The organism is Prevotella sp. DNF00663, from assembly GCF_001553265.1.
Classification (GTDB): Bacteria; Bacteroidota; Bacteroidia; order Bacteroidales; family Bacteroidaceae; genus Prevotella.
Window position 1 is genome coordinate 153,858 of the sequence record NZ_KQ960601.1, and the last position, 12,244, is coordinate 166,101.

At 45.5% G+C, this 12,244-nt stretch carries 9 protein-coding genes and 1 tRNA gene; 7 read left to right on the forward strand and 3 right to left on the reverse strand.

Translation table 11 applies throughout. The features are described 5' to 3' along the window. The first annotated feature begins 5 nt into the window (after positions 1 to 5). Complete coding sequence (gene recA / locus HMPREF3034_RS03390) at positions 6 to 1,034, forward strand: recombinase RecA (protein WP_062433154.1); 1,029 nt, start codon at positions 6 to 8, stop codon at positions 1,032 to 1,034. A gap of 124 nt (positions 1,035 to 1,158) precedes the next feature. On the opposite strand, the gene HMPREF3034_RS03395 is transcribed toward recA, so the two are convergent. From HMPREF3034_RS03395 to HMPREF3034_RS03405, 3 genes are read right to left on the reverse strand one after another with little or no spacing between them, the layout of a single operon-like run. Beyond that, positions 1,159 to 2,238, reverse strand: a complete 1,080-nt coding sequence (locus tag HMPREF3034_RS03395) for a TIGR04133 family radical SAM/SPASM protein (RefSeq protein ID WP_036900610.1) — start codon at positions 2,236 to 2,238, stop codon at positions 1,159 to 1,161. After that, a complete protein-coding gene (locus HMPREF3034_RS03400) occupies positions 2,239 to 2,724 on the reverse strand; it encodes a radical SAM-associated putative lipoprotein (RefSeq protein WP_036900612.1) in 486 nt (161 codons plus the stop codon). A 41-nt stretch (positions 2,725 to 2,765) separates the two neighbouring features. Next, positions 2,766 to 3,233 (reverse strand): radical SAM-associated putative lipoprotein, encoded by a 468-nt coding sequence (locus HMPREF3034_RS03405; RefSeq protein ID WP_062433157.1) that lies wholly within the window; start codon positions 3,231 to 3,233, stop codon positions 2,766 to 2,768. Positions 3,234 to 3,589: 356 nt separating this feature from the next. Between HMPREF3034_RS03405 and HMPREF3034_RS03410 the strand changes: the two genes are divergently transcribed. The 6 genes from HMPREF3034_RS03410 to HMPREF3034_RS03435 all read left to right on the forward strand — a co-directional run bounded on the left by HMPREF3034_RS03410 (position 3,590) and on the right by HMPREF3034_RS03435 (position 12,131). Continuing rightward, complete coding sequence (locus tag HMPREF3034_RS03410) at positions 3,590 to 6,109, forward strand: ribonucleoside-diphosphate reductase subunit alpha (RefSeq protein ID WP_062433165.1); 2,520 nt, start codon at positions 3,590 to 3,592, stop codon at positions 6,107 to 6,109. 47 nt (positions 6,110 to 6,156) lie between these two features. Beyond that, on the forward strand, positions 6,157 to 7,206 hold the full coding sequence (locus tag HMPREF3034_RS03415; protein WP_036900618.1) for a ribonucleotide-diphosphate reductase subunit beta: 1,050 nt from the start codon (positions 6,157 to 6,159) through the stop codon (positions 7,204 to 7,206). Between the two features lie 261 nt (positions 7,207 to 7,467). Continuing rightward, positions 7,468 to 10,176: a DNA gyrase/topoisomerase IV subunit A gene (locus tag HMPREF3034_RS03420; protein ID WP_062433168.1), complete on the forward strand. Its 2,709-nt coding sequence runs from the start codon at positions 7,468 to 7,470 to the stop codon at positions 10,174 to 10,176. Continuing rightward, entirely contained in the window at positions 10,160 to 10,984 is an 825-nt protein-coding gene (locus HMPREF3034_RS03425; RefSeq protein WP_369796360.1) for a DUF3316 domain-containing protein, read from the forward strand. Before HMPREF3034_RS03420 ends, HMPREF3034_RS03425 begins: the two co-directional genes overlap by 17 nt. Continuing rightward, on the forward strand, positions 10,981 to 11,994 hold the full coding sequence (locus HMPREF3034_RS03430; protein ID WP_062433173.1) for a S41 family peptidase: 1,014 nt from the start codon (positions 10,981 to 10,983) through the stop codon (positions 11,992 to 11,994). Before HMPREF3034_RS03425 ends, HMPREF3034_RS03430 begins: the two co-directional genes overlap by 4 nt. 55 nt (positions 11,995 to 12,049) lie before the next feature. Beyond that, positions 12,050 to 12,131, forward strand: a tRNA-Leu gene (locus HMPREF3034_RS03435). Positions 12,132 to 12,244: the final 113 nt, after the last annotated feature.

Below are 12,244 nucleotides of genomic sequence, written 5' to 3' on the forward strand. Positions count from 1 at the left end.
TTATTATGTCAAAAGAAGAAACAACAGACGCACTGAAAGCTGCACAAGAGGGGAAACTGAAAGCGCTTCAGGCTGCTATGTCAAAGATAGAAAAAGATTTCGGTAAGGGTACCATCATGCGCATGGGCGACCAACAAGTAGAACATGTAGAGGTCATCCCTACCGGTAGTATCGGACTAGATGTGGCTCTCGGCGTAGGTGGATACCCACGCGGAAGAATCATCGAAATCTACGGACCGGAAAGTTCTGGTAAAACAACATTAGCCATCCATGCCATCGCTGAGACGCAGAAAGCCGGCGGTATCGCAGCATTCATCGATGCCGAACACGCTTTTGACCGCTTCTATGCAGAAAAGTTGGGCGTGGATGTAGAGAACCTTTGGATTTCTCAACCGGACAATGGAGAGCAAGCTTTAGAGATTGCCGACCAGTTGATTCGTTCATCTGCCATTGATATTTTGGTCGTTGACTCGGTCGCTGCACTTACTCCTAAGTCGGAAATCGAGGGAGATATGGGCGATAACAAGGTGGGCTTGCAAGCTCGTTTGATGAGTCAAGCACTGCGAAAACTTACGGCTACCATCAGCAAAACAAATACTACCTGCATCTTTATCAACCAGTTGCGCGAGAAGATTGGCGTGATGTTCGGCAACCCGGAGACCACAACAGGTGGTAATGCACTGAAGTTCTATGCGTCGGTGCGCCTAGATATTCGTCGCAGCACAGCCATCAAAGACGGCGACCAACAGATTGGTAACGAAGTACGTGTTAAGGTTGTGAAGAACAAGGTGGCTCCTCCTTTCCGCAAGGCAGAATTCGAAATCATGTTCGGAGAGGGTATTAGCAAGATTGGAGAGATTGTAGACCTTGGCGTTGAATACGGTATTGTGCAGAAAAGTGGTAGCTGGTACAGCTACAACGGTTCAAAATTGGCACAAGGTAGAGATGCTACCAAGGCGTTACTCCGCGACAATCCGGAACTATGCGAGGAACTTGAAGGCTTAATCAAACAGGCTATTGCCGAGAAACAATAAGTTTGTAAAATACAAAATGGCAGCTATGTATCAATACATAGCTGCCATTTCTCATTCTTACATTATATATAATAGGGAAAGGTTCTTACCCTTTCATAAAATCTTAATAACACCTGTAAGTGATTTATACTGCTTGTAGACGTTTTAGATGGCACAATAACAACTTACCATTACCATCACGTAAGTGCATACCATTGCCTCTACAATAGCGGAAATACTTGCAATCGGCACACTCATCCTTACGCATCCACTCACGATTACGATAGGGTTGGTATCGATTTTCCCACACTTCCATGAAGTCATCTTCATAAATATTGCCTTGATGATAGTCGGCACGAATACTCGCACAAGCCGAGATGGAACCATCAACTAGTACCGATCCGGTCGTTATACCGGCATTACAAAAGAAGAAATTATCGCGTACATCGCCCTCATAGTTGCCCAAGAATCCTTCGCAACCGTAACTCGTATGGATTCGTCCTTCCTTTCTTGTCTGCTTGATGAAATCAAAAAGTCCTCTGAATTCTTCATTCGTAAGGCGCATCATTGGGTCATAGGCAGCCCTACCCACAGGGAATACACTGAACAAACGCCAAAGTTTAACACCCTTAGCAATCAAAAACTCCTTGATATCATTCAACTTTCCATAGTTTTGACGGTTCACACAAGTCACCACATCAAACACCAATGGATAGGCAGCCACCATCATATCAATAGCACAAGAGACTCGCTCAAAGCTATGCTTGTGCCCTCTCATCCAGTTATGATCCTCCTCTAGCCCATCCATACTCACGGTGATGGAATGCAATCCGGCATCCAGTAACTTATTGAAACGTTCTTGTGTCAAGTACAACCCATTAGTCACCATACCCCAAGGGAATCCTTTCTCATAAATAGCAGCGCAACATTCCTCCAAATCTTCACGCATCAAAGGCTCTCCACCAGTCACGACAACGAACACTTGATGCGGATCTTGCTTGGCAGCAATGCCATCCAACACGCGCAAGAAATCTTCTTTCGGCATGTCCCTAGCCTCCATCTTCACCTTACAATCGCTTCCACAGTGCCTACAATGAAGATTACAACGCAACGTACATTCCCAAAACAACTGGCGCAAGGGATGCTCTTCCACCTTTTGATTGAGCATTTTGCGCCACAATTCCAATGCCACTTTACGGCGAAATGATAGAGGTGTTGCTTTCATTTACTTCTTTTGTTTCTTCAATTTCTTATCTGCTGTCACCTCAAAGTACCCTCTATTCCATCCGGAACCTTTTTCTTTTTGCACAATAGTGACCTGCGTGCCTTTCAAAGAGCTCTTTTCAAACGTGCCACCATTGGCTTCGCCGTCCACGTCTTCAAACATAACGACAAGGTCTTCCTTTAAATATCTTTCACTAGAACTATACAACTTTTTAGTAGAGAATTTCCCTTCTGCATCTGTATAGACGGTATCGCGTCCTCCCAAATAGTTATTAGTTGGTATTGCAACAACTCGTATGCCCTTGATATGAGCTCCATCTTCCGTCTTTACCTGTCCTTTTACTTGGAATGAAATATTAGGAACGCCATATTCACAAATCATTGGTCCATCAGGGTCGTCTAAAGATTTGCTACAAGAACCAAATCCTAATAAGGTAAACAATGCTGCCAATAGCGCATTATACCAATGTGTAAATTGTACTTTCATGGTCAATTCATTAAATGTTACTATTATAATAAGGAGTGAATCTACTTCGACTTCTTAGCTAGTTTCTTATCTGCTGTCACCTCAAAGTGGCCTTCATACCATCCGGAACCCTTTTCTTTTCGCACAATAGCGACCTCCGAACCTTTCAAAGAGTCTTTTTCAAACGTACCACCATTAGCTTCGCCATCCACGTCTTCAAACGTTACAACAAGTTCATTCTTCAAGTATGACTCCCCATAAGTCTTTAACTTCTTCATCTCAAAATTACCTTTGGCATCGGTATAAGCCGTATCTCTCCCTTGCGTTTCACGATAATTTCGACTTTTTATTGTCACTTGAATTCCTCTTAGATCGCTTCCCATGTCTCCTTTCACGTTTCCTTTCACTTGATAAGACACTATTGGTGTACCATATTCCTCAGTACCTGTAGAATCACAAGATTCAAAACCGAGCAGCGAAATCAGCGAAGCAAGAATTGCACTATACCAATGATTAAGCCTTATTTTCATGTTTCTTCTATTAAAGTTTTCTATTGTTATAATCGCAAAAATAATAAATCTTGCGCCCTATTTCCAACTTTTCGCCCCTCTTTATACTTTTTTAATCTTGTTAAAAACTGATTTCAGCACCACCTCTAGAGCAAGAACAAAACATAATAGTGTTCACATTATCTGAGCAACAATAATAGAAGATGTAATCATTACAAAACTTTTCAATTGTTTTCTCAATTGGATAACTTTTTTTACGTAACTTTGTCGAAAGTTGAACGAAATAGAATAGCTCTTATTTAAAAGTCTAATAAGAGTTTAACAGCAACCAAAGCATAACCAATTTAACATCAACAACTTAGGTTAAAACAGCAATAATGGAAATCAAGAAAAGGAATGGTAAAATCGAAATATACGATTTACAAAAAATAATATCAGCTATCAAGAAGAGTTTCAACAGCGTAAACAATCTTGGACATGAGCAAGAAATCGAAGCTATGGCAAACGAGGTAGAATGCTACCTCAACGAACATGGCGACAAACGAGATGTTGAAAACATTCAAGACAAGGTAGAAAAGACTTTGATGGAACACGGTTTCTACGACGAAGCCAAAAGTTATATCCTCTTCAGATGGCAACGAAACGAGCAGCGAAAATACATTAGGAACATCGCATTCAATATCGGTGACAATGGCATAGAAGAGGTTCTCAACGGCATTCGTCAAGACTTTCGCGAGGCAGAGTACAGCGTCACACTTCTATCAGATAAGTTTGTAAGTTTCTCAAAACCCCTCATGAGCCAAAAAGAAAAACTCAACGCGCTCATCAAAGCGGCCGTAGAACTTACCACGGCAGAAAGTCCGATGTGGGAAATGATATCAGGCAGATTGCTCAACTTCCAAATAAACCGAGGCATTGAAGAGGAAGAAAGGAAGTTAGGAATCAACACTTTCTACGAGAAATTGCGCTACCTGACAGACGAGAGACTCTACGGCAGCTACATACTAGACAACTATTCCAAAGAAGAGATAGCCAAAGCCGAGGGCTTCATGGTCGAATCGCGCAACCACCTATTTAATTATAGTGGGCTCGACTTGCTGGCCAAGCGTTATCTTATCCGCACTTACGACGGTCGAATTATTGAGCGTGTACAAGAGATGTACATGGGTATAGCCCTCCATCTAGCCATGCCGGAGAAAGAAAATCGCTTGATGTGGGTGGAGAAAATATACCATTTGCTCAGTAAATTGGAAGTGACAATGGCCACCCCCACCCTTTCCAACGCTCGCAAACCTAACCATCAACTCTCCAGTTGTTTCATCGATACAGTCCCCGACAGCCTCACTGGCATTTATCGCAGCATCGACAACTTTGCACAGGTAAGCAAATTCGGTGGCGGTATGGGCATGTACTTCGGCAAAGTAAGGGCTACCGGAGGCAGTATCCGTGGCTTTAAGGGAGTAGCCGGAGGCGTCATCAGATGGATGAAATTGGTCAACGACACCGCTGTGGCAGTAGATCAACTGGGCATGCGACAAGGAGCTGTGGCCGTATATCTGGATGCTTGGCACAAAGATATACCCGAATTCCTGCAGCTACGCACCAATAATGGCGACGACCGCATGAAAGCTCACGACATATTCCCGGCTATCTGCTACCCCGATTTATTCTGGAAAATGGCCGAACAAAGCCTCGACCAAAACTGGTACTTGTTCTGTCCGAACGAGATTTTGCGCGTCAAGGGCTATTCACTCGAAGACTATTACGGCGAAGAATGGGAACGCAGATACCAAGAATGTATAGACGACGCCCGCATCTCACGCCGCATCATCACCATCAAAGACTTGGTAAGGCTTATCCTCCGCTCTGCCGTTGAGACCGGAACTCCCTTCACTTTCAACCGCGACATCGTGAATCGAGCCAATCCCAATTCGCATAAAGGCATCATATACTGCTCTAATCTATGTACCGAGATTGCTCAAAACATGGCTTCCATCGACGAAGTGAGTCGCGAGATACAAACCAAAGACGGTGAAACAGTGGTGGTAACGACAGTCAAACCGGGCGAATTCGTAGTATGCAATCTTGCCAGTCTGTCGCTCGGCCGATTGCCTTTGGAAGATAAAGAAGCTATGTGCGACAAGGTAGCCACCGTCATTCGTGCGCTCGACAACGTCATCGAACTCAACTTCTATCCCGTTCCTTACGCCCAAATCACCAACCATCGCTATCGCAGTATAGGTCTCGGCGTGAGCGGTTACCATCATGCGCTGGCCACTAGAGGCATTAAATGGGAGAGCGACCGCCATCTAGAGTTCATGGACGAAGTGTTTGAAACCATCAACTATGCAGCCATCTCTGCCAGTTCAGACCTAGCCAAGGAGAAAGGGCGGTATCAATACTTCGACGAAAGCGACTGGCAGACAGGGGCATACTTCGACAAACGCGATTACAAATCGGAAGAATGGACGCAACTCCGTCAAAAGGTTGCCGACCAAGGTATGCGCAACGCCTATCTATTAGCCATTGCTCCAACCAGCAGTACAAGCATACTTGCGGGTACGACAGCCGGACTCGACCCCATCATGCAGCGTTTCTTCTTAGAAGAGAAAAAGGGCGCCATGCTTCCACGTGTGGCTCCTGCCCTCTCCGACCGCACATACTGGCTCTATAAAGGTGCCTACCACATCAATCAACAGTGGAGCGTACGGGCATCGGGTATCCGTCAACGCCATATAGACCAAGCCCAGAGCATGAACCTCTATATTACCAACGACTACACCATGCGCCAAGTACTCGACCTCTATCTGCTTGCTTGGAAGAGCGGTGTCAAGACCATTTACTACGTACGCAGCAAGTCGTTGGAGGTTGAAGAGTGCGAGAGCTGTGCCTCATAATCCCACGACCCCATCACCCTATAAACCGAATTGATAAAATAAACGATATGGATAATAATCAGTTACAGCGCAACGCGCTTTTCAATCCACAAGGAGACACCGACCTAAGACTACGCCGTATGATAGGTGGGAACTCTACTAACCTCAACGACTTCAATAATATGCGCTACCCATGGGTAAGCGATTGGTATCGTCAGGCTATGAACAACTTTTGGATTCCGGAAGAAATCAACCTCACACAAGATACCAAAGACTACCCCAACCTACCTCAAGCAGAGCGCACGGCATACGATAAGATATTGAGTTTTCTCGTGTTTCTCGACTCATTACAGAGCAACAACCTGCCCACCATCAGTGAGTACATCACCGCAAACGAGGTAAATCTCTGTCTACATATACAGACTTTCCAAGAGTGTGTGCACAGCCAAAGCTACAGTTACATGCTGGATACCATCTGTTCGCCCGAAGAACGAAACGACATACTCTATCAGTGGAAGACCGACGAACACTTGTTGAGACGCAACACATTTATCGGCGACTGCTACAACGAGTTCCAAGCCCACCGCGATAAATTCCGTTTGATGAAAGCATGTATGGCCAACTTCATCCTCGAAGGCATCTACTTTTACAGTGGCTTCATGTTTTTCTACAATCTTAGTAGAAACGGTAAGATGTCGGGCTCGGCTCAAGAGATTCGCTACATCAACCGCGACGAGAACACCCATCTATGGCTTTTCCGCAACATCATCGTAGAGTTGAAGCAAGAAGAACCCGATCTCTTCACGTCAGAGAAGATGGCTGTGTACGAGGAAATGATGCGCGAGGGCATCCGACAAGAGATAGCTTGGGGGCAATATGTCATTGGCGATAACGTACAAGGACTCACCCAGCAGATGGTTTCCGACTACATACGCTATCTAGGCAACCTGCGTTGGCACAGTCTGGGATTCGGTTACCTCTTCGAAGATAATCGTTCGGAACCGGCCGATATGCAATGGGTGGCACAATATTCAAACGCCAACAAGGTGAAAACCGACTTCTTCGAGGCCAAAAGTACGGCCTATGCCAAGAGTACGGCACTCATCGATGACTTGTAACAATCTAAAAGGCGAACCCAATGGTTCGCCTTTTATCGTATACCACATCTACTTGACAATAAATCAATTTCTTTATGCCCCGACTGCAAGGTCAAAACAACATCGCTGCATAGCCTAGGCAATGATGCTGAAAAGCCTCAACAGCATCGCTGACAAGCCGTTGCAATTTATCAATAATAGCCTTCCTACCACTGATATTTTCTTGTTTCTAAGTTTTTTTTCGTAACTTTGACGCTATAATTATAAGGAAAACATATTTCTATGGACGACGAGATAAGAGACAACGAACTATCGGAGAATTCGGAAGACACACTTGTTGGGAACACAGGAAACGACTACAAGCCTGCCGACAGGTTTGATGCTTCGGCCGTACATCACCTGAGTGGCATGTACAAGAATTGGTTTCTTGACTATGCTTCTTACGTGATTCTGGAGCGTGCCGTGCCCCATATAGAAGATGGTTTGAAGCCCGTTCAGCGACGTATCTTACACTCTATGAAGCGCATGGACGACGGTCGATACAACAAGGTGGCCAACATCGTGGGACATACCATGCAGTTCCATCCTCATGGAGACGCTTCTATTGCCGACGCATTGGTACAAATGGGACAGAAAGATTTGCTCATCGACACACAAGGGAACTGGGGAAACATCCTCACGGGCGACCGTGCGGCTGCATCACGATATATAGAAGCACGTCTATCGAAGTTTGCTCTCGACGTAGTTTTCAATCCGAAGACTACCGAATGGCAACTCTCTTACGACGGCCGTAACAAAGAACCAATCACTCTACCGGTCAAGTTTCCCTTGCTATTAGCGCAAGGTGCCGAGGGTATCGCTGTGGGATTGAGTAGCAAACTGCTGCCACATAACCTCAATGAAATATGCGATGCCGCCATCAATTACCTGCGTGGAGAAGCATTCCAACTCTATCCCGATTTCCCTACCGGTGGCTCTATCGACGTAAGTAAGTACAACGACGGGCAACGTGGTGGGTCCTTGAAAGTAAGAGCCAAGATAGAAAAGCTCGACAGCAAGACACTTGTGATCAAAGAAATACCGTTCAGCAAGACCACCAGCAGCCTCATCGATTCCATTCTGAAAGCTATTGAAAAAGGAAAAATCAAGGCTAAGAAGGTGGACGACAATACTGCTGCCGACGTAGAAATACAAGTACATCTAGCTCCGGGTGTCTCTTCCGACAAGACGATAGATGCACTTTACGCTTTCAGCGATTGCGAAGTGAATATCTCGCCCAACTGTTGTGTCATTGAAGACAACAAGCCTTGCTTCCTCACTGTGAGTGATGTGCTTCGCCACAGTGTAGACTCCACGATGGGATTATTGCGTCGTGAGCTACAGATACGCCGAGACGAGTTGCTCGGCATGCTGTTCTTCGCCTCTTTAGAGAAGATTTTCATAGAGGAACGCATCTACAAAGACAAAGCATTTGAGGAGGCTAAGAACATGGATGCAGCCGTGAAACACATTGACAAGCGGCTGGAGCCTTTCAAACCTACGTTCATTCGCGAGGTGACACACGACGATATCATGCGCTTGATGGAAATAAAAATGCAACGTATCTTGAAGTTCAGCAAGGATAAAGCCGATGAACTGATAGCCAAGATGCAAGGCGAAATCAAGGACATAGAGCATGATTTGGCTCACATGACCGACGTTACCATCAACTGGTTTGACTTTATCAAGCAGAAATATGGCAAGCAATATCCACGCAAAACTGAGATTCGTTCGTTCGATACCATTGAAGCTGCCAAAGTAGTAGAGGCCAATGAGAAACTCTATATCAACCGCCAAGAAGGCTTCGTGGGTACAGGTTTGAAGAAAGACGAGTTTGTTTGTAACTGCTCAGATATTGATGATATCATCATATTCTTTAAAGATGGCAAGTATCGCATCACCAAAGTAACCGACAAAATGTTCGTGGGTAAGGGCATTATCCACCTACAAGTGTTCAAACGCAACGACCGACGAACAGTCTACAACGTCGTCTATCGCGATGGAAAGAAGGGATATTACTACATCAAACGGTTCAACGTGTTGGGCGTAACGCGCGATCGAGAGTATGATTTAACTGCCGGTACACCGGGATCTAAGGTTATGTACATGACAGCCAACCCCAACGGAGAGGCCGAAGTAATAAAGATTACACTCGAACCGAACGAGAAGAAGGTGCGTACACGCCTGTTCCGAGAGAAAGATTTTGCCGAAGTGAAGATTAAGGGACGTGCATCTCGCGGTAATCTTTTGGTGAAAGAAGAAGTTCATCGCATCGGTTTGAAGAATCGCGGACACTCTACTTTGGGTGGTCGCAAGGTATGGTTCGACCCCGATGTGAACCGTATTAACTACGACGAGCATGGACGTTTCCTCGGCGAATTCAACGATGACGACAGCATTCTCGTCGTTCTTGACAACGGAGAATACTATATTACCGACTTCGATGCAAACAATCACTACGAAGACAACATTCGTATCATCGAGAAATATGTGCCGGAGAAGGTGTGGACAGCGGTGGTCTTCGATGCCGACAATCAGAATTATCCATATCTGAAACGCTTCATGCTCGAAGCAACAAAGCGCAGACAGACTTATCTAGGAGAAAATCCGGAGTCTAAAGAAGTGTTGCTTACCGACACGGTATACCCTCGTATACAAGTCAACTTCGGTGGTGCCGACGGCTCACGTGCCCCACTTGAAATAGACGCAGAGCTGTTTGTAGGCGTCAAAGGATTCAAGGCCAAGGGCAAACGTATTACCACTTGGCAGGTGGAAGAGATTCAAGAGTTGGAGCCAACGCGCTTCCCAGAACCTCAAAACACTGAATCTCAAGATACCAATGAGGAAGAAGAGGAAGACGAAGACCTTGATCCTGATGCAGGAAAAAGCGAACAACAGGTGAGAGATGAGATTACCGGACAGTTGAGTTTGTTCGATGATGTGGATGTATAGCAAGCTATCCCAACCGGTCAAGAAGGTTGTTTTGTGCTTAATCAGTGGCCTATGGACCATCGGAATGCAAGCACAAAGCGATACCATGAAGGTTTTAAATGCCTTCATGGTGGGCGTAGGTACGACCAATCTATTAGACACCTATCTCTCTCCAGAGAAGTATCGAGGCACCGAACTACGCCTGATGTGGCAGTCGGTATGCGAACCTAACTATAGTAAATGGTCGCGCGAGATTACCATACAAGGCGATGTGGCGTTCGCAGGAAATCGCGCCGGCAACGGAACTGAGATGGCTGGCATGTGCAACTTCTGCTATGCGTGGCATTACAATTGGCATTTTGCCAATCATAAATTAAACCTCAAACTCGGCGGAATGGCTGATACCAACGTGGGATTTATTTATAATAACCGCAACGGAAACAATCCGGCACAAGCCCGTGTCTACATCAATTTGCAGCCATCAGCCGTCGCCAGCTACCAGTTTATACTGCATGGACGCCCCACTTTCGTACGTTATGAAGTGGCAGTACCGCTCGTTGGCCTCATGTTTAGTCCCGCTTACGGACAAGCTTATTACGAGATATTCTCGGAGGGGAACTACGATCATAACATCGTGCCGACTACAACGGTCTCTACTCCATCCTTGCGACAGATGCTGACACTCGATTATAAACTTGGCAGAACGACCATACGAGCCGGTTATTTAGGCGATTTCCAGCAGTCGTATGTGAACAATTTGAAGACACACATTTATACCCACGCCCTCATTGTGGGCTTTGTCAAACGTTTCTCTTTTGCAAAGAAATGAAGAATCCACACCCTTTCATATCGCTTCTGACCGCCTGTTTGTGCATGATATTTTGTTTTTCATCATGCGTAGACGAAGAAGAATTTGCCCAAACTCCGCAAGGTAATTTCGAAGCATTGTGGAAAATCATGGATGAGCACTACTGTTTCTTCTCTTATAAAAAGGTAGATTGGAACGAAGTACACGCACGCTATGCGCCACAGATAGACAACAACATGTCGCAAACACAACTGTTTGAGGTATTGGCCAACATGTTATCGGAGTTGAAAGACGGTCATGTGAATCTATTTACAGCGTTCGATTTGGCACGCAATTGGAGCTGGCATGAAGATTATCCGAAAAACTTCAGCGACTCGTTGCTGTCCATCTATTTGGGGAAAGACTATAAGATTTCAAACGGAATGAGCTATCGCGTGCTCAACGATAACGTAGGTTACGTGCGTTGTTCCACCTTTAATCGCGATTTCGGAAGCGGAAATCTCGACAATATATTGTCGGCATTGGTAACTTGCCGAGGCCTCATTGTAGACATAAGAAACAATGGCGGAGGCATGATGACGAGTGCTAAGGAGTTGGCTGCACGCTTCACCAACGAGCAAATACTCGTCGGTTATATGCATCATAAGACTGGTCCGGGACACAACGACTTCTCGCCGATGACGGAACAGACTCTCTCTCCAAGCAAAGGAGTGAGATGGCAAAAACCCGTAGTGGTGCTGACAAACCGTTCGGTGTATAGTGCTGCCAACGAGTTTGTGAAGTATATGAAGTGCTGTCCGAACGTCGTGGTGGTGGGAGACCGCACAGGTGGTGGTGCCGGATTGCCTTTCTCCAGTGAGCTACCCAATGGTTGGGGTGTACGATTCAGTGCTTGTCCCATGTACGATAAGGATAAAAAAGACACAGAGTTTGGTATCGAACCAGACCATACGGTACACCAATCGACGGCGGATTTCGCACGTGGACGTGATACGCTCATTGAGTATGCCCGACAATTATTGGCAAAATAATTTCGTAGGAAATTGCAGTTTCTAAATATAAATATGTATCTTTGCACTCGCAAATGCGCTTGTGGCGGAATTGGTAGACGCGCTAGACTTAGGATCTAGTAGTTCACGCTGTGTAGGTTCGAGTCCTATCAGGCGCACGAAAGGTAAAAGCCGAATACTCAGTTGAGTATTCGGCTTTTATCGTTTCTACAGTATGTCTCGCTCCCCCATCCCTTTCAGAGACCTCTGCAAAACCTTCATTTATAGAGAA